At 52.0% G+C, this 21653-nt stretch carries 26 protein-coding genes; 1 reads left to right on the top strand and 25 read right to left on the bottom strand.

Features of this window, described 5'->3' with window-relative positions; translation table 11 throughout:
* Positions 1 to 9: 9 nt before the first annotated feature.
* The 5 genes from KE531_01550 to KE531_01570 all read right to left on the bottom strand — a co-directional run bounded on the left by KE531_01550 (position 10) and on the right by KE531_01570 (position 4958).
* On the bottom strand, positions 10 to 963 hold the full coding sequence (locus KE531_01550) for an ABC transporter permease (protein MBR9952318.1): 954 nt from the start codon (positions 961 to 963) through the stop codon (positions 10 to 12).
* A gap of 129 nt (positions 964 to 1092) precedes the next feature.
* The gene (locus tag KE531_01555; GenBank protein MBR9952319.1) at positions 1093 to 2796 is read right to left on the bottom strand and encodes a hypothetical protein; all 1704 of its coding nucleotides are present in this window, start codon (positions 2794 to 2796) and stop codon (positions 1093 to 1095) included.
* A 27-nt stretch (positions 2797 to 2823) separates the two neighbouring features.
* Complete coding sequence (locus KE531_01560; GenBank protein ID MBR9952320.1) at positions 2824 to 3330, bottom strand: formylmethanofuran dehydrogenase subunit E family protein; 507 nt, start codon at positions 3328 to 3330, stop codon at positions 2824 to 2826.
* 37 nt (positions 3331 to 3367) lie between these two features.
* Entirely contained in the window at positions 3368 to 4147 is a 780-nt protein-coding gene (locus tag KE531_01565) for a hypothetical protein (GenBank protein MBR9952321.1), read from the bottom strand.
* A gap of 16 nt (positions 4148 to 4163) precedes the next feature.
* Positions 4164 to 4958 (bottom strand): XdhC family protein, encoded by a 795-nt coding sequence (locus KE531_01570; GenBank protein MBR9952322.1) that lies wholly within the window; start codon positions 4956 to 4958, stop codon positions 4164 to 4166.
* 283 nt (positions 4959 to 5241) lie between these two features.
* On the opposite strand from KE531_01570, the gene sigG reads away from it, so the two are divergent.
* A complete protein-coding gene (sigG, locus tag KE531_01575) occupies positions 5242 to 6018 on the top strand; it encodes an RNA polymerase sporulation sigma factor SigG (protein MBR9952323.1) in 777 nt (258 codons plus the stop codon).
* 68 nt (positions 6019 to 6086) lie between these two features.
* Here the strand turns inward: sigG and KE531_01580 are convergent, their stop codons facing one another.
* From KE531_01580 to KE531_01675, 20 genes are all read right to left on the bottom strand, one after another.
* Positions 6087 to 6524, bottom strand: coding sequence for an Lrp/AsnC family transcriptional regulator (locus tag KE531_01580; GenBank protein MBR9952324.1), 438 nt, complete (start codon positions 6522 to 6524; stop codon positions 6087 to 6089).
* Positions 6525 to 6536: 12 nt separating this feature from the next.
* On the bottom strand, positions 6537 to 7349 hold the full coding sequence (locus KE531_01585; protein MBR9952325.1) for a diaminopimelate epimerase: 813 nt from the start codon (positions 7347 to 7349) through the stop codon (positions 6537 to 6539).
* A gap of 18 nt (positions 7350 to 7367) precedes the next feature.
* The gene (locus tag KE531_01590) at positions 7368 to 7739 is read right to left on the bottom strand and encodes a helix-turn-helix transcriptional regulator (protein ID MBR9952326.1); all 372 of its coding nucleotides are present in this window, start codon (positions 7737 to 7739) and stop codon (positions 7368 to 7370) included.
* A gap of 89 nt (positions 7740 to 7828) precedes the next feature.
* Complete coding sequence (gene pfkA / locus KE531_01595) at positions 7829 to 8806, bottom strand: 6-phosphofructokinase (GenBank protein MBR9952327.1); 978 nt, start codon at positions 8804 to 8806, stop codon at positions 7829 to 7831.
* A 294-nt stretch (positions 8807 to 9100) separates the two neighbouring features.
* Positions 9101 to 9223 (bottom strand): cyclic lactone autoinducer peptide, encoded by a 123-nt coding sequence (locus tag KE531_01600; protein MBR9952328.1) that lies wholly within the window; start codon positions 9221 to 9223, stop codon positions 9101 to 9103.
* 1 nt (position 9224) lies between these two features.
* Positions 9225 to 9806, bottom strand: coding sequence for an accessory gene regulator B family protein (locus KE531_01605; GenBank protein MBR9952329.1), 582 nt, complete (start codon positions 9804 to 9806; stop codon positions 9225 to 9227).
* Positions 9807 to 9927: 121 nt separating this feature from the next.
* Positions 9928 to 10428: a sensor histidine kinase gene (locus KE531_01610; GenBank protein MBR9952330.1), complete on the bottom strand. Its 501-nt coding sequence runs from the start codon at positions 10426 to 10428 to the stop codon at positions 9928 to 9930.
* A gap of 767 nt (positions 10429 to 11195) precedes the next feature.
* Complete coding sequence (locus KE531_01615; GenBank protein MBR9952331.1) at positions 11196 to 11921, bottom strand: response regulator; 726 nt, start codon at positions 11919 to 11921, stop codon at positions 11196 to 11198.
* Positions 11922 to 11950: 29 nt separating this feature from the next.
* Complete coding sequence (locus KE531_01620; GenBank protein MBR9952332.1) at positions 11951 to 12517, bottom strand: flavodoxin family protein; 567 nt, start codon at positions 12515 to 12517, stop codon at positions 11951 to 11953.
* A 331-nt stretch (positions 12518 to 12848) separates the two neighbouring features.
* On the bottom strand, positions 12849 to 13298 hold the full coding sequence (locus tag KE531_01625; GenBank protein MBR9952333.1) for a SpoVA/SpoVAEb family sporulation membrane protein: 450 nt from the start codon (positions 13296 to 13298) through the stop codon (positions 12849 to 12851).
* Positions 13299 to 13300: 2 nt separating this feature from the next.
* Complete coding sequence (locus tag KE531_01630; GenBank protein MBR9952334.1) at positions 13301 to 13729, bottom strand: stage V sporulation protein AB; 429 nt, start codon at positions 13727 to 13729, stop codon at positions 13301 to 13303.
* A complete protein-coding gene (locus KE531_01635) occupies positions 13719 to 14360 on the bottom strand; it encodes a stage V sporulation protein AA (GenBank protein ID MBR9952335.1) in 642 nt (213 codons plus the stop codon). The genes KE531_01630 and KE531_01635 overlap by 11 nt, the downstream gene beginning before the upstream one ends.
* Positions 14357 to 14518, bottom strand: a complete 162-nt coding sequence (locus KE531_01640) for a hypothetical protein (protein MBR9952336.1) — start codon at positions 14516 to 14518, stop codon at positions 14357 to 14359. The genes KE531_01635 and KE531_01640 overlap by 4 nt, the downstream gene beginning before the upstream one ends.
* A 70-nt stretch (positions 14519 to 14588) precedes the next feature.
* Complete coding sequence (locus tag KE531_01645) at positions 14589 to 15311, bottom strand: SigB/SigF/SigG family RNA polymerase sigma factor (protein ID MBR9952337.1); 723 nt, start codon at positions 15309 to 15311, stop codon at positions 14589 to 14591.
* 4 nt (positions 15312 to 15315) lie between these two features.
* Positions 15316 to 15741: an anti-sigma F factor gene (gene spoIIAB, locus KE531_01650; protein ID MBR9952338.1), complete on the bottom strand. Its 426-nt coding sequence runs from the start codon at positions 15739 to 15741 to the stop codon at positions 15316 to 15318.
* Between the two features lie 11 nt (positions 15742 to 15752).
* The gene (locus tag KE531_01655; GenBank protein ID MBR9952339.1) at positions 15753 to 16091 is read right to left on the bottom strand and encodes an anti-sigma factor antagonist; all 339 of its coding nucleotides are present in this window, start codon (positions 16089 to 16091) and stop codon (positions 15753 to 15755) included.
* Between the two features lie 95 nt (positions 16092 to 16186).
* The gene (locus KE531_01660) at positions 16187 to 17491 is read right to left on the bottom strand and encodes a tetratricopeptide repeat protein (GenBank protein ID MBR9952340.1); all 1305 of its coding nucleotides are present in this window, start codon (positions 17489 to 17491) and stop codon (positions 16187 to 16189) included.
* 3 nt (positions 17492 to 17494) lie between these two features.
* Positions 17495 to 17635 carry a hypothetical protein gene (locus KE531_01665; protein MBR9952341.1) on the bottom strand — a complete coding sequence of 47 codons (141 nt, stop codon included), beginning with the start codon at positions 17633 to 17635 and terminating at the stop codon, positions 17495 to 17497.
* Complete coding sequence (locus KE531_01670; GenBank protein MBR9952342.1) at positions 17628 to 18929, bottom strand: bifunctional folylpolyglutamate synthase/dihydrofolate synthase; 1302 nt, start codon at positions 18927 to 18929, stop codon at positions 17628 to 17630. Before KE531_01670 ends, KE531_01665 begins: the two co-directional genes overlap by 8 nt.
* An 82-nt stretch (positions 18930 to 19011) precedes the next feature.
* Positions 19012 to 21651: a valine--tRNA ligase gene (locus KE531_01675; protein MBR9952343.1), complete on the bottom strand. Its 2640-nt coding sequence runs from the start codon at positions 21649 to 21651 to the stop codon at positions 19012 to 19014.
* Positions 21652 to 21653: the final 2 nt, after the last annotated feature.

Below are 21653 nucleotides of genomic sequence, written 5' to 3' on the forward strand. Positions count from 1 at the left end.
CCCTTCCCGTTATCCCTGTTTCTGGGTACGGTTAATGATCAGCTCAAACACCAGGTTCACTGCGATGCCGTAAAGGCTGGAAATCAGAAGAATTCCCTGCATCAGCGGGTAATCGCGGTTTCCTGTGGCATTTTTTAAAAGCTGTCCCAGCCCTGGATAGGAAAAAACAGCCTCAATGAACATTGCCCCCATAATACACATGACAGCCTGGATATTAAGCTTGCCCAGCAGATCCGGCATGACATTGCGGATGATGAATTTGCGCCTGATCTGTCCCGGTTCGATGCACAGATAGCGGGCAAACGCTGCATAGGGCGCTTTTTTTACGCGCAGTGTGCTGTTATAGGCAAAAATTGTGATGGACGGAAGCTCTGAGACAATCAGGATGAGCATCGGCAGAATCAGGTGGGCCAGCACGTCTGCCCAGTACCCCTCCTGTCCGGGAAGCATCCCCGGCGTCACAGCTCCCGCCGCCGGGAAAATCCGCAGGCGGTAGGCCAGAATCATCTGGGCTATGGCGGCTGTCAGAAAAGAAGGAACTGCCTGGACGGCCAGAAGCGGCGGAAGCAGGAATGCCCCGCGCCCTTTTGCAGACAGCCCCATCGCCGTCCCCAGCAGGATCCCTATTACAGAAGCAATGGCCAGGGAACTGAGGGAAAGCAGGAGCGTCCAGCGGGCCGCAGACAGAACGCGCTCCGAAACAGAGGTTTTATAAAAGAACGAAATGCCAAGATCGCCTGCCGCCAGATTTTTAAGATAGCGCATAAACTGTTCTGCGAGAGGCAGATCCGGGGCATAGTAGCTTTCAAAGCTGCTCAGAACCGAGGCTGAAAGCCCTTCTGCATCACCCGTTCCCTCTCCTGCAAACGTGTAGAGAGGGCTCCCAGGGATCAGCCGCGGAAGGAAAAAGCTAATTAAGACTACAATAAAAAAATAGAGCGCGTACTTTAACAGGATACGCACCAGGTTTTTCGCTCTCGTATCGCCACCGTCCTTTCTCCTGCCTATGGCATAAGAAAGGCCGCAAGACCTTTCCCTTGTGACCTTTCTTATGCCGCGGCCGTATGGCCGCAGCAAAACATTCCATGTTGATTATTCCGCTTTCCAGGTACCAGTCGTCAGGATCAGCTTATTGTAAAGATAAGGAATTCCGCTGGAAATACCATCCATGGTGTAGTAGAAGCCGTCAAATACGGAATTGTTGTAGGCGGCTGCATTGCTCTTAAAATAAAGAGCGATGGTCGGAACCTCTTCTGCAATGATTTCCTGGAGCTGGTCTACCATTTCGGCCCGCTTTGCCTCGTCAAGCTCCTTTGTGGATGCGGAAAACAGCTCATCGTATTCGTCGCTCTGCCAGCGCGTACCGCCCTGGGTCGTGATCTTGGCTGCCCCGCTTGTATCCGTGGCAAGGCTTGCCAGATATTTGGGATCACCGCCAAAGCTTCCGTGGCCATTGGCTGCCAGAGTGAAGTTTCCTTCCTGGATCAGGGACTTGACGGTATCGTCATCCGCAGATTTGACCGTCAGTTCGATGCCGATTTCTCCAAGGTATGCCTTAAGGAGCTCTGCCAGCGTCTCATCACTGTCAGAAATAAGAAGCTCATAGGACATCGGCTGGCCGCCGTACTCCATGACGCCGTCACCGTCGCTGTCGGCAGCGCCGGCCTCTGCCATCAGGCTTTTCGCCTTCTCTACATCAAGTGCATAGTTCTCTGCATCCGGATTGTACCAGTTGGACTCCGGATGGACATAGCCAATGCTTCCCGGAAGGCCGGCTCCACTATAGGCCTTATCCACAATTTCCTGACGGTCAATGGCATATGCCATCGCCTGACGCACCTTTTTATCAGCCAGCGCAGGAGTATCAAAGTTAAAGTAGAGACGGCTTACCCAAAGGCTCTGTCCCTCAAGCACCGTGATATTTTCTGTCCCTTCAAGGCTCTTGGCCTGCTTGTAGCTGGCGGTGGTAGCGACGTCAATATCCCCGTTGAGGAGCGCCGTCTTCGGGTCATCATAACCGGAAAGGATCAGGCGGTCAATCTGGACATCGCCGTAAAAGTAGTTGGGATTTTTCACAAACGTATAGACGCCTGCGTCCTTATCGTAGCTCTCATACATCATCGGGCCTGTACCAATCATGGCATCCGGCTCCGTGTAAGTCGTCGGATCTTCAATCTTTTCATAAATGTGCTTCGGCAGCATCGGCAGGTTGGATGCGACGTCTGCAATAAATGCCACATACACATCATTCAGCTCTACTTCAACCGTCAGCTCATCCACAACGCGGGTTTCTTTCACGGAGGAGGTGGAGACCCAGCTGTACGGATGCTCTGTCATATAGTCAAATGTAAATTTGACATCCTCGGCCGTAAACGGCGTGCCGTCGCTGAAGGTAACGTCCGGACGAAGCTTGAACGTATAAGTCTTGTTGTCATCCGACACGGAGTAACTCTCCGCCAGATAGTTGACAAACCCTTTGTCATCCTTCCAGATAAGCGTATCAAAAATATACTGGACAACCGCATATCCGGCTCCCTTGGGGGAAGACAGGTACGGTGCAGGATATCCGGCGCTCGACATGGCATCCATTCGCAGTACGCGCTCTGCTGTCTTCTCTGCTTCCTTGGTCTCCTCTTCCTTCGACGTTTCTTCTGCGGTCGTTTCTTCCGCAGACGTCTCCTGTACGGCTGTGGCTGCTTCTGTCTCCTTTGGTGCTTCATTCCCGCCGCAGGCAGCAAGATTCAAGGCCATTGCGGCCGCCAGCAAAAAGCACGGGATACGTTTAAACTTAGACATGGTAACTTTTCTCCTTTTCCTTGATTGTCAGCAGTTTGCAGTACAGTCCGGGCAGTAAATTTTCCCGTCCCGCTCTGTCCCGCAGTTCAGATCAAACTCCTCGCCGCAGCCGGCACACAGTCCGAATGAGGCATGCTTTTTCTTTGGCACCTCGATTTTTACCGGGACGGCCTTACAGATTTTCTCTGCATCTTCCCTGAGAACAAGCATTGCATTCTCTTCCTTGGTTCCGTCTTCCGGAAACGTAAAATCAATGGTAACGCGGAAACCCTCACCGGTATCCCTGCGGACAAGCGTCATGGCACGTTTCCCTATGGGACGCAGGGCAAGGTTTCCTTTTCCTGCCGTACAGCCGGTGACGAGCTGGACGGCATCGGTCATGCAGTTCTGAAACTCTGCAATGCAGTAAAGCGCATCCCCTCTTTTTGCCCCAAGCTTTTCCATGGCAAAGCGGCTCATGACGTATCCCAGGGTAACGCCGCCGCAGAGATGGCCGTGGAAATCCACACAATCCTGAATCGTTGGGCTTTCCATTCTTTCTCCTCCCTTTTCTTTTTATATGTACGGTTTTCTAATCCGAAAGCCTGCAAAAAACACTCTGCGTGTATTCGCGCACGCGGAGCCTTCCGGCGGCCAGCGACAGAGGCCTCATAAGAGCCGTGCTGTCCTCCGTAAAATATAGGGTTCCAAGTGCAGTCAGGCCGCTTCCTCTGTATGCTTCCGGATAAAACGGCACTGAAAATCCTGATAAAATGACATGTCTGGCATTTCTGCACATGGACAGGATTTCTTCCGTCGTATGGTTAATCATGGACGTTCCGGTGATCGTCACCGTATCGCATAACGGCAAAAGCTCCGCCTCCCTTTCCATGGGATACACTTCTGCCCCCTCCACGGTGCCCTTCAGGTCAATGGCCCTGTCAAAGGAATAATAATGCTTCACTTTATGGGAGAACCGCTCCACAAGCGGCGGCATATGTCCGATGACCCCCATGACCGTCTCTTCATTGACATGATTATAGAAGTCCTCATTCTGACGGTACCTCGGATCAAAATAAAACGGTGAGGCCGCATTCAGGGCCGCCACCCCCAGGCTGCGCTGAAGATCCTCTGCCCCGTCCTGTGCCCATTTGGCTACCTCCCAGGCGTCCATGCCGATCATCTTTTCTCCGTAGCCGAAAATCATATCCCCGGACGGAAGCGACTCCCGCATCAGATAAATGAAGTGGGAGCGTCCGTTATTTAAGGTGACTCCAACAAAATTAAGCCCGATGACGCCGTCTGCAACCTTTAATCCGCGCCCCTCCATATGAGGTCTGGCTTCCTCCAGAACTTTTTCCATCAATGTCATGAGCATATCCTCTTTTCTAAAGCCCGGCAGGACGCCCCTTGCCGTTTTTCACCATCAGGATCTCGGCAAGAATCGCAACGGCGATTTCTTCCGGGCGTTCATTGCTGATATCAAGGCCAATCGGTGTATGGACAGCCGCAAGCTCTCCTTCGCTGAATCCCTTTGCCTTAAGCTTTGCAAAAATTGCGTTGATTTTTGGCGGCCCGCCAATCATTCCCACATAGGCGCCGGCCTTTTTCAATGCACCGGCAAGCGCCGCGCCGTCGGCATCATGATTCGGCCCGGCAATCACATAATAGGCGCCGGCCGGAAGCTCTAACTCCAAAAGCCCCTTTTCCATATCTTCCGCCCTGAAAAACCGGTCTGCCATCTCAATGGCACTGCCAAGCTCCTCTTTTGGACGCTTGTCCACCAGAATGACCTCAAAGCCAACGCTGCGGGCCAAAGGCATAACTGCCATTCCCACATGGCCGCCGCCGCACATGACAAGAACCGGGCGCGCCGGCACAGCGTCAATCCACACCTGCATGGCGCCGCCGCATGCCAGTCCGGCCGCAGACGCCTCCGTATTCAAATCATAGGAAAACAGGCCGCTTTCACCGGAAAGAGCCGCCTTTACGGCATCCCGCACAGCAAGTGCTTCAATCGCTCCCCCGCCGATGGTGCCTAAGCGCTCACCTGTGCCGTAAACCAGCATCCTGCCGTTTTTACGCGTCGTTGCCCCATCTGTGCCTATAATAGTAACAAGGGCATAACTGCGGTTATTTTTATGAGCATTTAGCTGCTCCTTCACGATCTCTATGTACTCCATGAGAAAGCCGTCCTCCTTTTTTTGCCGCCTTCTGTAAAAACAACAGCGTTATTATAGCATTTTCACTCTGCCATAGGAACCGTTTGAACTCCGCATAGATATTTTCTATGGTTTTTTTCTTTTTATTGCTTTTTCTGATTATATGTTTTCCAGGTTTTTCCCTCCGGGCGGCTTTTCGCTTTGTCAAGGTCTAAAAGTTTTTTTAATTTCGCCCGCGGCAGTATATTGTCCCGCCAAGCGGAGAATCCTTTTCATTGACAAAATGAACAGGAGGAATCTCTTTATGGCATTAAATAAAGTAGAAATCTGCGGGGTCAATACCTCGAAGCTTCCTCTCCTCACAGGAGAAGAGAAGGAGCAGCTTTTTGCCAGAATCCTGAAAGGGGACAAGGAAGCGAGGGAGCTCTATATCAAAGGCAATCTCCGCCTCGTCTTAAGCGTCATCCAGAGATTTTCCGGCAGCAGCGAAAATGTGGACGACCTGTTTCAGATCGGCTGCATCGGCCTCATAAAAGCCATCGACAACTTTGACGTGACCCAGAACGTCAAATTCTCCACCTACGCCGTCCCGATGATTCTCGGAGAAGTCCGCCGGTACCTTCGTGACAACAACTCCATCCGCGTCAGCCGCTCTTTAAGGGATACTGCATACAAAGCCATTTACGCAAAGGAAAAGCTGATGAAAAAGAATCTGAAAGAGCCGACTATCATGGAGATCGCAGACGAGGTCGGCATCAGCAAGGAAGAAATCGCCTACGCCCTGGACGCCATCCAGAGCCCTGTAAGCCTCTATGAGCCCATCTACACCGACGGCGGCGACCCGCTCTACGTGATGGATCAGATCAGCGATAAGAAAAACAGGGAAGAAAACTGGGTTGAGCAGCTCTCCCTAAGCGAAGCCATGAAACGGCTCCCGGAACGGGAACGCCATATCATCGACATGCGTTTTTTTGAAGGAAAAACCCAGACAGAAGTGGCCGAGGAGGTCGGCATCAGCCAGGCACAAGTCAGCCGTCTGGAAAAGAATGCTTTAAAAAGCATGAGAAATTATCTGAACTAGGAGCCCGTACACAGGGCTTCCGGCCGCCGGCTGCCCGTCCGTCAGGCAGTCTGCGGCATTCTTTTTATCTATTCCCTGGGCTTTACTCCCCGGGGGCCCACATGGGTGGAAAATACGATCTGCGTGCTGGTCTTTCCGTATTTCTGGAGCTGGCCGATGAAGGTGTCAAGCTGCATGGTGCTCTCAAAGGCCACCTTCATAATCATGGAAAACTCTCCTGTCACACAGCTGCATTCCAGAATATTCGGAATGGACTCCGCATACTTGTAAAATTTCGGCTTGTCCTCCGGAAGCACATTCAGGTTGATGAACGCAATGATATGGTAGCCAAGCTTCACCGGATCGATCTGTGCCTGATATCCCGTGATGATCCCGTCCTTCTCCAGCTTTTCGATCCTCGCGGAAACGGCCGGCGAGGAGAGGAAGGTCTTCTCTGCAATGGTCTTTAGGGATGTCCTGGCATTTGCCTGCAAAATCTGAAGGATTTCCCTGTCGATATGGTCCATAATCTTTCTCCTTTATCCTAAACGGCTGATATCAATCTCTCCATGATACACTTCCACGGCCGGCCCGGTCATGAACACAGTTTCCTTTTCCCTGTCCCAGACAATGGAAAGCGTCCCGCCGGGAAGCTCCACCTCAACATGCTCTCCCGTCTTTCCGTTTACGGCACATGCCACAGCCACCGCACATGCCCCGGTGCCGCATGCCATGGTCTCTCCGGAACCGCGCTCCCAGACGCGCATTTTCACATGGCTCCTGTCGATGACCTCCACAAATTCCGTGTTCGTCCTGTCAGGAAATCGGGGATGCATCTCGAACTGCGGCCCGATTTTTTCGATTTCCAGCCCGGAAAGGCTGTCAAGAAAAACAACGGCATGGGGATTTCCCATGGAAACGCCCGTGAACTTCCACGTCTTTCCCATCACCTCGATGGCCTCTCCGACCTCAGAAGTGAGCTCCGGCCGTCCCATGTCCACAGTCACGGTTTCCACCTTCCCGTCCTTTACATGGAGGCTTAAATGCTTGATCCCGGAGGCCGTCTCAACATCAATTTCCGTCTTGTCTACGATTCCGTGGTCGTATGCGTATTTCCCGACACAGCGGATGCCGTTGCCGCACATGGCGCCTCTTGAGCCGTCCAGATTGTACATATCCATCTGGCAGTCGGCACAATCCGAAGGCTTAATTAAAATCAGCCCGTCCGAGCCGATGCCGAAATTCCGGTTGCTGACCTTTACGGCCGCGGACGCCGGGTCTTCTACGGCCTCTTGAAAGCAGTCCACATATACATAGTCATTTCCGATGCCCTGCATCTTTGTAAATTTCATTGGTATTCTCCGTCTTCTTTATTCTTTTATGTGTTCCATGCCCTGCGCGAGAATGGTCTCAATGTGGCTGTCCGCCAAAGAATACAGGACGCTTTTCCCGTCCCGGCGGAACTTCACGAGGCGCATCTGCTTTAGGAGCCTTAGCTGGTGGGAAATCGCTGACTGCCCCATCTGAAGCAGGCTTGCGATGTCACAGACGCAGAGCTCCGACCGGCTTAAGGCATAGAGGATGCGGATCCTGGTAGAGTCCCCGAAAATCCGGAAAAACTCTGCGAGATTCTGGAGCTCTTCCCCCTGGGGCATAACCTCCATCACCTGTTTCACCACTTCCTCATGGACAAACATAAAATCACAGTGCGGAGCAATCTTCTCGTCTTCTTTTTTTCCCATCCTGCGCGCTCCCTTCTATTTCTTTCCGCTTCGGATAAAAAGGCTGAAATATAATACCTCTGTATTACATGCCAGCCCTGCGTTTCCGGTTAACGTACCAAAAGTTTGCTGATCTCGAACTGCTCTTCCGGAATGTCTTTCTTCATATTTAAAGCTTCCTGGATATCAAAATCCACGAACTGGCCGCCTTTGTATGCAACAATCCGGTTGCTCTTCCCTTCGCTGAGGAGCTTCACCGCCGTAGCACCCATGATGGACGCATAAACACGGTCCTTGCAGGTCGGTGTGCCGCCTCGCTGGATGTGGCCGATGATCGTTGCCCTTGTTTCGATGCCGGTGGCCGCCTCAATCCGCCTCGCCATGGAGGTGGAGTGGCCGATGCCCTCGGCGTTGATGATGATGTGGTGCTTTTTGCCGCGCTTCCTGTTCTCGATAATGCGGTTGATTAAATACTGCTCGTTGCCGTCGTACCGCTCCGGCAGCAGGATATCCTCGGCGCCGTTGGCAATTCCGCACCAGAGCGCGATGTAGCCGGCGTTGCGGCCCATAACCTCGATGATGCTGCACCGCTCATGAGACGTGGAAGTATCGCGCACCTTGTCGATGGCCTCCATGGCCGTGTTGACAGCCGTGTCGAAGCCGATGGTGTAGTCGGTACAGGCGATGTCCAGGTCGATGGTTCCCGGAAGGCCGATGGTGTTGACACCGAGAGCCGAAAGCTTTCCGGCGCCGCGGAAGGAACCGTCGCCGCCAATGACGACCATACCGTCAATTCCGTGCTTTTTGCAGATCTCAGCACCCTGCCTCTGGCCCTCTTCCGTCTTAAATTCCTCACAGCGGGCCGTATAAAGGATCGTACCGCCGCGGTTGATGGTGTCGGCCACGCTGACGCCGTCCATGTCCACGATCTCTTCCTGAAGCAGTCCTGCGTATCCGCGCATGACTCCCTTAACCTTCAGCCCTTTATTGATTGCAGTCCTGACAACAGCACGGATGGCCGCGTTCATTCCCGGAGCATCGCCGCCGCTTGTCAGGACACCGATTGTCTTTACTTCTTTCTTTGTCATTCTTCGTCCTCCAAAGCTTCCTGTAAGCAAGGTAATAATTTCCTCGAAAAATATACGCTTCTTATTTTAATTCATTTCATCCGTCTTTTCAATGGTTTTTTCACCGACTTTGACAGAAATTTCACCAATTTCTCTCCGCTGTCCCATAGTGTCCCCATGATGGCGGGAAATATCATGGATTTGGGACGCGGCAGGCTGCATCTTTTTTCAAGCACGGAAACCTTTTACGGCGGTAAAAAAGGCGGATGAGAAACATCTGCTTCTCATCCGCCCAGGCCGATCCATTTTCAGTTCTTATTTTTCGAACAGTTCATCCGGGATTTCCGGCTGATATCCGGTTCCCCATGAGAAGAATCCGGCACCAGATTCAGCTACCTTCTCTACTACTTCAGCAACCAGTGTAAGCAAAGAATCCATACTAATTTCCCTCCTTTTTTGCTAATATCATCATAACTGCCACTGCACAGCTTGTAAGTACCGCAGTGCAGGCCATGCAGCTATTTTCAAACAAAACCATGACTGACAGAGCTGCCAATTCCAGTACCAGCACACGATGGGCATAGCGTCGGTTTCTCTCATACTTGTCCGTCTTTTCCCTGTATTTTGCCGGGATAATTGGGGCATTTTTCCATATAACCCATGCAGATACCGCCAAGGCCAGTCCAAGAGCCCCATAAAGATATGGCCCATTCCATTGTTGAAGATACTTTGCACCCGCAGCACAAAAAACTGCAATGGCGTTTGTCAGGAAAAAGCACCTCTCATAGGATTTTGCATGATACCCTCCCGCCATGATCCGGATTGGAACAAAATATGCAAGGAACGTGACTGCCAGCGCAAAATAGTCAAAGAAAAAGCCCAGGAGCAGAATACAGATGACGCAGCTCGCTGTGGAAAACAGAAGCTCAAACCCATAAACATAAACTGCTGTCCTCTCTCTGCTGATTTTGTTGTGCAATAACAGATAATCCGTACATTTTCTTGCGGCTGACGACAGCATAATTCCTCCGTTTTTCTGGCTGATATTTGGATATTATTATATTCTATTTCTTTTGTCTCGGGAGAAAATGTCCTTTAATCACCCATACTTTGTCCTCGAATTCTCGTCTTGATGTTTATGCTCAATCAAAAAATGAAATAACAACGGTAAAATTCATTTCTTCATCATTGATTTCCATTTCACCGCCATATTTCTGTACCAGCATCCTTACACTTTTAAGGCCAATTCCATGCAGTCCGCTTTCGGCTTCTTCTGTGTTTCGCTTTTCCCCGCATTCTTCCTTTTTATAAGGATTAACAATTTTTATAAATGTCATGTCACGAATCCTGCGTATTGAAAGCTGAATCCATTTATTCTCTTTTTCTGATTTCCGGCAGGCTTCAATGGCATTATCCAATAAATTTCCAAACAGAGATGCGATTTCCGGGGCAGTCATTTCCAGACAGACCGGCTCTGCCAATATGTTCAGATAGATTCCCTCTGCATTGGCCGCAGTTCTTTTGTATGCCAAAATCACATCAAGTTCTTCCATCCCCGTCGTCGGTATGACAGGAGGCGGCGGATCCGTAAGTTTTAATTCCGTCATATACTGGTCCGCCTTCTCATATTCTTTGTCTTTCAAATAATTGCTGATAATCAGGTACTGGTTCTTCAGATCATGGTAAAATACCTGGTTCTTTCGATAACTGCTTATTAAAAGCTCATAATTTTCTGCAAGCATACGGGCTTTCTCTATTTCAAACTCAGCGCGTTCTTTTTCTGATCCGACAATCACACTCTGTACCTTATAATAAACCCCGGATAGAATCAGAAGCAGGAAAAGCAGCCACGCAAAAAATGCATTGACATCAATCTGCAGGAAGGTACTGTTCATCAGATAATGGAGTCCGCCGATCATCAGGCATGACAGCAGCAGAACCCTGCTGCGTTCCATCTTAAATTCCGTAAAATGCCGCAAAAATAATATGCATGTAATACACAGCAACGATTTAGACAGGACAAGAAAACAGCTCCTCTGCAAAGACAGCCCGCTGACTGCATATCTGGCAAATTCTGAGTTTTTAAACAGGATACCGAGAAGAGAAAGCATCAGAAAATCAGTGATGTATATCAGCATCATGTAAAATCCTATCAAAACCAGTGTATCCCATAACCTCGTTTTATGGATCCACGCAGATGCAAATGACATGAGCAGGACTCCAAGTGATGTTGTGACAATGGAAAACAGAGAAATCTGATTCAGTCCCCAAACGACTCCTGTCAGTATGGCCGCTGCTAAAAGTTCTGGTTTCCATCTCTTCCCACCGCCCTTCAGGATTCTAGCCGGTATCACGATTCCAAGAAAGGTTTCCACAAACGACGCCGCTATCTCCGCCGCATAAAAGACCATCATATTAACTTCCCCCAGAAGGCATTTAAGCTTCTCTTCAGTTCCGCGATATGAGCCGCATTGGCGTAAAACTCCGCCCCGTTGTCCATAACGACTTTTTCTGCCGTCACCTTCTGGACATGAAGCAGGTTCAGAATCGTCCCTCTGTCGAGAAGGAACATTTCCCGGTCACTGTCCAGCTTTTTATAAACCTCCCTGATGGTAAGCCTCTCCTGTTCCTCTCTGCCGTTTTTCAGGACAAAGACGGAATTTTTCTGATCTTTGTAGATATAAACGATGCTGTTCTGGTAAATCTTCAAATATTTTCTCTGGTTGATAATCAGGTAAACCTTGCCGTCATTTCTCTGTTCCAGACACTCAAACAAACTGTCCAGCGCCGCAGGGAGCTCCTGATCCAGCCGCTCCTTTAAAAGATATCGGAAAATCCCCATGCCGCAGGCCTCCACGGCATACATGACGTGGGCAGTCAAAAAAAGAATGCAGGCCATCTCAGAGCGTTCCCGAATCATTTCTGCCAATTCTACTCCCGAATAGTCCTGCATTTCTATGTCCAGAATATATGCGTCAAAAAGCCTCTCCCGTTCAATGGCTGTGGCCAGAAGATCACTGTCTGAAAAGCATTCCAGCATGATTTCCCTGTGCCGCATCCTGCAATAGTCCTTGATCTTCCCTTCAACCAGTTTAAGATATTCCCTGTCATCATCACACAATGCCAGCCTTAACATCTCTTCCTCCCATGGTATGCTGCATGCTTCTAATACTGCATGTCGAATCCGTCTCTCAGCCGCCGGCCGTACAGCTCCCCGGCCGTTTCCAGCGCCGTCAGGATGTAATCCCGGTTAAAGCGTGTCACAGGGATCCTGTCATACGCCCGCATCCCCATATGCTTTATGGTCTCTTCCATATGATGCAGGCATTCGACAGCCCCAAGCCCGGTGCCGCCGGCGCACGCAGCCAAAAAGCACCGCTTTCCGGAGAGGAACCGGTTGTGCCCTGTTTCACACCTGCGGAGCCGGTCTACAAAGGCCTTCATCTGTTCGGTCATGTCATGCCAGTACACGGCCGTAATAAGCACAATTCCGTCTGACTCTGTGAGCTTCTGATAGATTTCCGAAAAATCGTCTTTCAGCACGCAGGTTCCCTCCGCGCGGCACGTTCCCCATCCGTTCCCACAAGCCAGGCAGTGCCCGAGCCGTTTTCGGTTCAGATGGATTACCTCTGTTTCCGCTTCGGTTTTCAAAAGCCCCGCGAGGAAGCTGTCCTTCGCCGAAGCAGTCAGACCGTCCTGATTGGGACTCGACCATAATAACGTAACCTTCATGCCCCCACCCCTTTCTTTTGTACATGATTATAGCAGATTCAAGGAAAAATTCCTATTGTTTTTCAAATGAAATTTTGCCATACTTTCTTTACATTCTTAATCTGTCGCTTTATTTAATAAGACTCATCTTTCATCCTGTCATAACACTTGTTATGCTTTTTACACGCAAAAAGCAGCGCCCTCGCTCTGGTAAGATAAGGCGCTACTTTTTGTAAACTTATCTGCCGGCGGCCAGGTGTACGCTGGCCAACGGTTCTCTTGTTAAGTATATTATAATGCAGCCGCTCCGTTTTGTCAAATACCAAAATCGTTCCCTGCCGCATCTCCTGCCTCAAATCCCCATCCACCTCATAATCCAGTCCAGCACGCCAAGAGCCCAGGAGGTAAAAATCCCGAACAGGATCACCGGCCCGGCGATGGTGAAAATTTTGCAGCCGATGCCGAAGACATGGCCCTCGGCTTTGTACTCAATGGCCGGCGATACGACAGAATTTGCAAAGCCGGTGATGGGCACAAGCGCCCCGGCGCCGCCGAATTTTACGATTTTCGGATAGATATTGAGGCCGGTTAAGACGACGCTTCCTCCGATGAGGCTTAAGGTCGTCCAGGCGGCCGCGGTCTCCTGATCCATCCCCATGCCCATGTAGAGATTTGTTAAAAACTGGCCGATGGTACAGATGATCCCGCCCACAAGAAAGGCCCACAAAAGGTTGATCCCCATCTTATTCGTAGGTGTCACCTGCTTGACGTACTCCGCATACTCCTTTTTATCCACTTCCATATTTAAGCACCTCCAAACCCTTTCGTAAAATACATCCAGGCCCCTGCAAACTTCCCGGCAGCAATGGCAAGAATCAGATACTGGATCCCCACTGCCAGGCGGATCCTGCGGCCAAGAACCGGCAGGGCCTTTAATGTCTCGGCCAAAGACATGACGAGACAGCCCACAAAAACCCCGATGGAAATTCCGTAAACAGCCAAAAGGAAGGCGCCGCCCACCGGGAATTCCACAAAATAAAGATCCATGGCGTTTCCCCAGACTCCGCCGAGGACAATGAGCGTCTCATAGAGGAACACATGTCTTCTCGTCTTTGTGACGGCGATGAGCCGCGGAAAGACGCCGATGATCGCCAGAAAGGCGAAGATGCCGGCAGCAATGACACCGCCGGCGCTGATCCCGGCAAAAAACAGAAAGGCCTGTCTAAGAAACATCCACACCCGACTCCTTCCTCTGGCTGTTCTGGATCACCGCCTTATTGACACTTTCTTCATAAAGCCGCATTTCCACTTCGATGGGCGTCGGATCCGCCGTCAGCTTCCAGGACGCAAAATGGTTGAAAAATACCAGGATGCCTGCCGCCAGCCCCAGAGAATAGGAAAATTCCAGAATGGACGGGCCGCCCGGCTCCTGCCCCATGACGGTCCCGTAAATCTTAGAAAACACATCCGTCACGTTGGCATCGTTATTAAACGTCATGATGGCAAAGGCCGCGCCGCAGAAAGAGACAGCGGAAACAAAGGCCGTCTTCGTCCATTCCCAGGCCATCGCCGGCATCTTGTCCGGCTTGTATTTTACGATAAAGTCCACTTCGCCCACGTTGTTTACCTGGACGCCGGAGCCGGCGGCTTCCAGTGTCTCCACAAGATCCAGTACGCTTCCCACATAGACGCTGTCCTGTTTTCCTTTCTGCTTTTCGGGAAAGGACGTCACCTTCACGGCCCGGCATTTCGCTTCCACGGCTTTGTTTTTGCACCGGACATCGGCAATGTCGCCCAGATGCACCTGCCGCTCATGAACCTCTGAAATCTGGGGAAGATTGATATAAACCGTATCTCCTGTCATAGCTCCAAAAGCCTCCCGGAGACGGCCTCCACAAGAATTCCCTCCGGCTCCTCTGTTTTTCTCTGGGCAGCAAACAGCAGGTACCACACGAGGACAGCCGCGGCCGCCATGCAGAGGATCATTACCAGAACACCGGCTTTATTTTTAAGCGAATCCATGATCCCACATCCTTTTCTCTGGTTTTCTGCCCCTAGTATGTGTAAGTTTTCACAGTTCTATACGGAATTCCTATCCTCCGGCCAGCTTTTCCCTGAGCTGCCGCAGGATCTTCTTTTCCAGCCTCGATACCTGTACCTGGGAAATGTGAAGGTCTTCTGCGATTTTCGTCTGGGTCTGGTTTTCAAAGTACCGCCTAATGATAATCTCCTGTTCCTGCCTGCCAAGGCCGGAAAGCAGCTCCTTTACGACGATTTTATCTAACACCTTCTCATTTTCCGATGATTTTTCCGCAAGCTTATCGAGAAGGCATCCGTTCCCGTCGTCCTCCTTTCCTACCGGCCGGTAGAGAGACTCCACCTCGGCCCCGGCCTCTAAGGACGCGGCCACCTCCTCACGGCTGACCCCCACCTGGCCCGCCAGCTCTTCGATGGTCGGCTCCCGCCCCAGGGAAAACTCCATCCGCTCCCTGGCCGAATAGATTTTCATGGCAAGCTCCTTTAAAGGCCTGCTGACCTTAATCATCCCATCGTCCCTGAGAAACCGCCGGATTTCCCCGGTAATCATCGGAACGGCGTAGGTGGAGAGCTTCACATCCATGGAAAGGTCAAAGTTGTCGATGGCCTTTAAAAGGCCGATGCTCCCGATCTGGAATAAATCTTCTGTCTCACAACCGCGTCCGGAAAACCGTTTTACGATGCTCCAGACGAGTCCTATGTTCTCCATAACCAGCCTGTCCCTGGCCTCTTTATCCCCATCGTGCGCCCTTTGAAGCAGTTCCATGGTCTCCGCCATACGATCACCTGCCGATTTTCTTTCTCATCGTGACCGCCGTCCCCCTGCCCGGGGCCGAATCCACCGTGACTTCGTCCATGAACGCCTCCATAAACGAAAAGCCCATGCCGGAGCGTTCCCCATCCGGCGCCGTCGTAAACATCGGCTCCATGGCCTTTTTTACGTCCGGGATTCCGACGCCGTCGTCCTTTACCGTGATCGTTAAGATCCGGCCGCAGGTCTCGGCCGAAAGGCTTATGACGCCCTCGCCTCCCTGGTAACCGTGGATCACGGCGTTTGTGACGGCCTCTGACACCGCCGTCTTGATGTCGTCGATCTCCTCTAAGGTCGGATCCAGGCGGCTTGCAAAGACGGCCATGACAACCCTGGCAAACTCCTCGTTCTCCGAAAGGCTGTCCATTTTCATGCTCATAAATTCTTTCTTTTCCATACCTTCCTCCCTCAGCCGGCAAGCGCCCCTTCTTTTGTCTCATACCGGCTCATGAGCCCTAAAATGCCGGAAATTTTTAAAATCCTTAAAACCTGCGGCCCCGCCCCGTAAAAACAGGACGTCCCGCCGCCGGCCTTCATCTGTTTATAGCGGTTTAACAGGATCCCGACGCCGGAGCTGTCCATGAATTCCGTGCGGGAAAAATCGAAAATCACCCGGGAAATGTAGTTTTCCGCCATGAGAAGATCCGTCTCGTACCGGAGGTTCCGGCAGTTGTGGTGGTCTAGTTCCTTGGGAAGATGGATGATAAGCGTCTGTCCCTTCGCTTCGTAGATAAATGATGGTTCCATAGAATCCCTCCAATCCTTTTTCTTTCAAACAAAAAAAGAGGCCCCGCAAAATTTCTTTTGTAGAGTCTCTTTTCCTGTTTCTCTCTTAGTATGTCTTAATAGCCGCGCTCGGTCCTTGCCTGCTCGGCAAGCTCCGTATCCGGGAAGTTTAAGATCACCTGCCCGAACAGCTCGTTTGCCTGGGCCTCATCGCCCTTGGCCTTATAGAGCATCGCCATGTTGAAAATCACCTGGGGATTCTGGCTGTTGAATTCCATGTACTTCCCGTAGTAATAAAGGGCCGTATCGTAATCCCCGGCCTCCGTGGACTGTGCCGCGAGGGCCTCCAAAACCGGCGGCGCCTCTGTCGTCATGGCAGCCGCGATTTCGTTTATGGTTCCAAGGACGGCCTCGTCGGTGATCTTTGTAAGATCTAAGCCGATATAAAGCTGGACGACCGTGTTCATGTCGCCTTTCCGGTAAGCATCAAGAAGCGCGATGGTGTTCTGGTACTGAACCATGGTGCTTCCTGGATCCGAAATCAGGCTGTTTAATTCCTGTTCGGCCTGTTCCTTCTCCTGGCGGTACTGTTCTGCCTCGCCGGAGAGCCGGTCAATCTCCTGGTTCGCCAGATTCAGTTTATCGGCATAGGAAAGCATTTCCTGGTTGTGGTCGTAGTTTAAAGAACGGATCCTGGCCGGCATGATTATAAACAGAACCACCAGGATTCCCAAAAACAGCCCGATCCCGATGTTGATGATGGACTGCCAGCCGGTGTTTTCCTTGTATGTAGGCGGCAGAATTACGTCGTCATCCTGCATTTCCCTGTGGGAAAAAGCGTTCTTCATCTTCCGCTTTTCAATGTCGGCCTTTCCCGTCCTGGACTTTACATGCTCCATGTACCGCTGGGCCTTCTGGTTGTTCCGGTCGATCTGGAGCACCTTATAGAGGGATTTCCCGGCCTTTGTGTACTCCTCGTGACCGATGTAGAGAAGCGCTAAAAGCAGATGGGCCTTCACAAAATTCGGCTTTTCCTCCACGATCCTCTTAAGCTGGAGCACGGCCAGGTCATCGCTTCCGTTCTGGGCATAGATTAAGGCCTGATTGTACTTTTTTATGGTCTGGCTTGCGATCTCAAGCTTTCCAGGCTTTCTCTGCACCTCGTCGAGATAATAATCGGCCAGATTATCGTCCGGCTGGAGATTGATGCTGATGACCCACTGGATCAGCGCATCAGACGTCTCGCCCATCTCGTAGAAGATTAATCCCAGAAGGTTCCTGGCATCCGTATGGTACTTGTTAAAATGCAGGGCGCGTTTAAGGCTTTCGGCCGCTCCCGAAAGATCCCGCTCCCTCGCCTTCTCCAGCCCGCGGTTATAATAGCTGTTGGCCGCATACTGGATCTTCTGCAAATAATCCATATCTTACTGTTCCTTTATTTCCTTCATGATTTCCATCATGATATCCGTCATATCCGTCAAATCGCTTTTTACGATGGCATCGCTGACCGCCTCCACCTCAAGGCTCGGCTTAAAGCGTTCCAGCTCTTCTTCAAAGTTAATCATGCTCCGTCTCCTTTTTAATCTCGCCGGCCAGGTAAAGCGAACCGGCAATAAACGCCAGATCCCCCGGCTGTTTCAGGGAAAACAGCGCCGAAAGTGCCTCTTTCGTAGTCTCGAAGCCCCGCACCAAAACCTTCTTTCCCCAAAGCCTTTCTGCCGTCTCTAAAAGTGCGGAAAGGGAAAGCGCCCGGTGGGACTCCATCCTGGCAAGGAAGCAGACCGACGGCGAAAGCCGCCTTCCGGCTTCCGAAAGCATCGTTTCAAAGTCCTTATCGGCAGAAACGGCGAACAAAAATAATGTCCGCTCCGGCTTTCTCATTTCCTTTATGAGGCATGCCGCATCAAGAAAGGCGCGCATCCCGTCCCCATTGTGCGCCCCGTCTAAAAAGATGCCGGGACGCACCTCCTCCATCCTGGCCGGCCATTTTGCCTTTAAAAGCCCGGCGCGCAGGACGTCCGCCGGAATATGAAGCCCGGAAACCTCCAGCGCCTTTACGGCAAGGGCACCGTTTTTCGCCTGGTACGGCGCGGCAAAGGGAAGAACAAAGGTTTCCTCTCTTCCAAGATAGGAACAGGAAATTCCGATTTTCCCGTCAACGCAGGAAAACGGCACGTCTTCCACGGGATATGCCGACGAAAGAAGACGCTCTGCCTCCGCCGCGATCACCTGTGCGGCTTCTTCGGAAACCGTATCGTACACGACCGGGCGTCCGGACTTTATGATCCCGGCTTTGTGGGCCGCAATCTCGGGGACTGTCGTTCCCAAAAACGCCGTGTGGTCGATGCTTACGGATGTAATCACGGACACAAGCGGCTCCTCGATGACATTCGTCACGTCGTACCGGCCGCCCATTCCGGTCTCCAAGACGAGAAATTCCGTTTCCGCTTCGGAAAAAAGGAATAGCCCCATGTAAAACAAAAACTCAAAGTAGGTGGGATGGGCATGTCCGGCCGCCTCCCATTTTGAAACGTACCCATACACGGCTTCAAAGGCCGCTAGAAACGCCTCCTCCGGCACCATGCGTCCGTTTATGAGAAACCGCTCCCGGATGTCGGAAAGATGGGGCGAGGTGAACGTCCCGCAGGTCTTTTCCGCCTCCAGAAGCGCCGCCGTAAGGAAGGCGCAGACCGAGCCCTTCCCGTTGGTTCCGGCCACATGGAAAATCCGGAATTTCCTGTCCGGATTCCCCATGAGCCCTAAAAACGCCCGCACCTCCGGGCGTGTGCTTTTTTTCTTTGCAAAGGACGGGATCCGCTCCAGATAATCCCTGGCGGACTCCCCTTTCCTTCTCTCCATGAAGACGCCTCCCGTTCCTACATCATACAAAAATAACCGTCATGTTGCAAGGAAAAATTTTCGGGCGGAATCGACATGCCGCCTATTTCGCAAGCTGAGAAAGCCGCTCTTTTACCTGCTCCATCATCTGCGTGTATTTTGCAAGCTTTGCCTTCTCCTCGTCGATTTTCGCCTGGGGCGCCTTGCTCACAAACCGCTCGTTGCCAAGCATTCCGTTGACGCGGGCCAGCTCCTTGTTTAACCGCTCTTCTTCCTTTAAGAGGCGCTCTTTTTCCTTTTCAATGTCTACCAATTCCGCAAACGGCATGTAGATGGCCGCCTTCGGGATCACGGCCGAAACGGCGTCCTCGCCGATGCCGGACTTGTCCTTCTGAAGCGTCACCTCGCTTGCAAAGCCGAGGGCTGCAAAGAACGCACGGCTGTGGTCAAAGACGGAGAGCAGCTTCTCATCCTCGGACACCACATAAACCTTCGCCTTCTTACTCGGCGGCACATTCATGGACGTGCGGACGTTGCGAATGGCGCGGACGGCTTCCTTGATGGTCTCCACGGAATATTCCTCGTCAGCGAAATTCCAGTCGTCCCGGTACTCCGGCCAGGAGGAAATCATGATGGACTCTTCTTCGTCTTGAAGGTTGCAGAAAATCTCCTCGGAGATAAACGGCATGTAGGGATGAAGGAGCTTTAAGGACTGGATTAAGACCGTCTTAAGCGTCCAGATGGCCGCCGCCTTCGTCGTATCCTCATCGTTCCAGAGACGCGGCTTCACCATCTCGATGTACCAGTCGCAGAATTCCTCCCAAATGAAGTCATACACCTTCTGGAGAGCGATTCCCAGCTCAAATTTATCGAGGTTTTCCGTGACCTCCTTTGCAAGGCTGTTGGCCCTGGAAAGGATCCATTTGTCGGCCATGGTGAGCTCATCCAGAGACACCTCGGACACCGGTGCCTTTTCCATGTTCATCATGATAAAGCGGCTGGCGTTCCACACCTTATTTGCAAAATTGCGGCTGGCCTCCACCCGCTCCCAGTAGAAGCGCATGTCGTTTCCAGGCGCATTTCCCGTAATTAGCGTCATGCGGAGCGCGTCGGCGCCGTACTTGTCGATGACCTCTAAGGGGTCAATGCCGTTTCCGAGGGACTTGCTCATCTTCCGGCCCTGGGAATCCCTTACGAGGCCATGGATGAACACCGTATGGAACGGGCATTTTCCCGTCTGCTCGATGCCGGAGAATACCATACGGATGACCCAGAAGAAAATGATGTCGTATCCGGTCACGAGCACGTCGGTCGGATAGAAATACTCAAGCTCCGGCGTCTTTTCGGGCCAGCCAAGGGTCGAGAACGGCCAGAGCGCCGAGGAGAACCAGGTATCCAGCGTATCCTCATCCTGATTTAAGTGGGTACCGCCGCACTTGGGGCATGTTTCCGGCTTTGCCTTCGCCACGGTCATCTCGCCGCAGTCGGCGCAGTAGTAAGCCGGGATCCTGTGGCCCCACCAGAGCTGTCTCGAGATACACCAGTCGCGGATGCCCTCCAGCCAGTGCAGGTACGTCTTTCCGAAGCTCTCCGGCACGAATTTCAGCTCGCCGGTCTTGATGGCCTCGATGGCCGGCTTTGCCATCTCGTCCATCTTTACGAACCACTGGGGTTTCACCATGGGCTCCACCGTCGTCTTGCAGCGGTCGTGGATTCCCACGTTATGAGAGTGGGGAACCACCTTCACGAGAAGGCCCTGTTCCTTTAAGTCCTCCACCATGGCTTTTCTCGCCTCATAGCGGTCCATGCCGAAATATTTTCCCGGCACGCTTATGGTCGCATCGTCGTTCATGATGCAGATTTCTTCCAGATTGTGACGGCGTCCCACCTCGAAGTCGTTGGGGTCGTGGGCCGGCGTAATCTTCACGCAGCCGGTACCGAATTCCTTGTCCACGTATTCGTCGGCCACCACCGTGATTTCCCGGTCGGTGAGCGGAAGCTTCAAGGTCTTCCCGATCAGGTCTTTGTAACGCTCGTCCTCGGGATTGACGGCCACGGCCGTATCACCGAGCATGGTCTCGGGACGCGTCGTGGCGATCTCCACGAAGCGGCCTTCCTCGCCCACAATCGGATAGTTGATGTGCCAGAAGAAGCCGTCCTGCTCTTCATGCACCACCTCGGCGTCGGAGATGGACGTCTGGCACTTGGGGCACCAGTTGATGATCCTGGAGCCTTTATAGATATAGCCTTTTTCGTAAAGTCTTGTAAATACTTCCAGAACCGCGTCGGAACAACCCTCATCCATGGTGAACCGCTCCCTGTCCCAGTCGGCGGAGGAACCCATCTTGTGAAGCTGGTTGATAATGCGGCTTCCGTACTCTTCTCTCCACTTCCAGGCTTCCTTTAAGAAGCCGTCGCGGCCGAGATCCTTTTTGTCGATGCCTTCTTTTTTCAGTTTTTCAATGACCTTTACCTCGGTGGCAATGGCCGCGTGGTCGGTGCCCGGCTGCCAGAGGGCCTCGTAGCCCTGCATTCTCTTATAGCGGATTAAAATATCCTGGAGCGTGTTGTCTAAGGCGTGGCCCATGTGGAGCTGGCCCGTGATGTTTGGCGGCGGCATCACGATGGTGAACGGCTTCTTGTCCGGGTTCACCTTCGCGTGGAAATATTTGCTGTCCAGCCATTTCTGGTACAGGCGGCCTTCAATGTCCGCCGGATTATAATTTTTTTCCAGTTCTTTCATGA

It is taken from the genome of Eubacteriaceae bacterium Marseille-Q4139 (genome assembly GCA_018223415.1).
Taxonomy (GTDB): Bacteria; Bacillota; Clostridia; order Lachnospirales; family Lachnospiraceae; genus CABSIM01.

Bases quoted from the DNA above. Each gene is read 5' to 3' on its own strand.
- KE531_01565 (MBR9952321.1), bottom strand. From the start codon at position 4,147: ATGACATTGATGGAAAAAGTTCTGGAGGAAGCCAGACCTCATATGGAG.
- KE531_01555 (MBR9952319.1), bottom strand. From the start codon at position 2,796: ATGTCTAAGTTTAAACGTATCCCGTGCTTTTTGCTGGCGGCCGCAATG.
- KE531_01625 (MBR9952333.1), bottom strand. From the start codon at position 13,298: ATGGAAGTGGATAAAAAGGAGTATGCGGAGTACGTCAAGCAGGTGACA.
- KE531_01580 (MBR9952324.1), bottom strand. From the start codon at position 6,524: ATGGACCATATCGACAGGGAAATCCTTCAGATTTTGCAGGCAAATGCC.
- KE531_01605 (MBR9952329.1), bottom strand. From the start codon at position 9,806: ATGCTGTCGTCAGCCGCAAGAAAATGTACGGATTATCTGTTATTGCAC.
- KE531_01665 (MBR9952341.1), bottom strand. From the start codon at position 17,635: ATGATTAACTTTGAAGAAGAGCTGGAACGCTTTAAGCCGAGCCTTGAG.
- KE531_01640 (MBR9952336.1), bottom strand. From the start codon at position 14,518: ATGGATTCGCTTAAAAATAAAGCCGGTGTTCTGGTAATGATCCTCTGC.
- sigG (MBR9952323.1), top strand. From the start codon at position 5,242: ATGGCATTAAATAAAGTAGAAATCTGCGGGGTCAATACCTCGAAGCTT.
- KE531_01560 (MBR9952320.1), bottom strand. From the start codon at position 3,330: ATGGAAAGCCCAACGATTCAGGATTGTGTGGATTTCCACGGCCATCTC.
- KE531_01655 (MBR9952339.1), bottom strand. From the start codon at position 16,091: ATGGAACCATCATTTATCTACGAAGCGAAGGGACAGACGCTTATCATC.
- KE531_01570 (MBR9952322.1), bottom strand. From the start codon at position 4,958: ATGGAGTACATAGAGATCGTGAAGGAGCAGCTAAATGCTCATAAAAAT.
- KE531_01660 (MBR9952340.1), bottom strand. From the start codon at position 17,491: ATGGATTATTTGCAGAAGATCCAGTATGCGGCCAACAGCTATTATAAC.
- KE531_01635 (MBR9952335.1), bottom strand. From the start codon at position 14,360: ATGACAGGAGATACGGTTTATATCAATCTTCCCCAGATTTCAGAGGTT.
- KE531_01630 (MBR9952334.1), bottom strand. From the start codon at position 13,729: ATGTTTCTTAGACAGGCCTTTCTGTTTTTTGCCGGGATCAGCGCCGGC.
- KE531_01615 (MBR9952331.1), bottom strand. From the start codon at position 11,921: ATGTTAAGGCTGGCATTGTGTGATGATGACAGGGAATATCTTAAACTG.
- KE531_01675 (MBR9952343.1), bottom strand. From the start codon at position 21,651: ATGAAAGAACTGGAAAAAAATTATAATCCGGCGGACATTGAAGGCCGC.
- spoIIAB (MBR9952338.1), bottom strand. From the start codon at position 15,741: ATGGAAAAGAAAGAATTTATGAGCATGAAAATGGACAGCCTTTCGGAG.
- KE531_01600 (MBR9952328.1), bottom strand. From the start codon at position 9,223: ATGGATTCTTTGCTTACACTGGTTGCTGAAGTAGTAGAGAAGGTAGCT.
- KE531_01670 (MBR9952342.1), bottom strand. From the start codon at position 18,929: ATGGAGAGAAGGAAAGGGGAGTCCGCCAGGGATTATCTGGAGCGGATC.
- KE531_01620 (MBR9952332.1), bottom strand. From the start codon at position 12,517: ATGAAGGTTACGTTATTATGGTCGAGTCCCAATCAGGACGGTCTGACT.
- KE531_01585 (MBR9952325.1), bottom strand. From the start codon at position 7,349: ATGAAATTTACAAAGATGCAGGGCATCGGAAATGACTATGTATATGTG.
- KE531_01645 (MBR9952337.1), bottom strand. From the start codon at position 15,311: ATGGCGGAGACCATGGAACTGCTTCAAAGGGCGCACGATGGGGATAAA.
- KE531_01590 (MBR9952326.1), bottom strand. From the start codon at position 7,739: ATGGGAAAAAAAGAAGACGAGAAGATTGCTCCGCACTGTGATTTTATG.
- pfkA (MBR9952327.1), bottom strand. From the start codon at position 8,806: ATGACAAAGAAAGAAGTAAAGACAATCGGTGTCCTGACAAGCGGCGGC.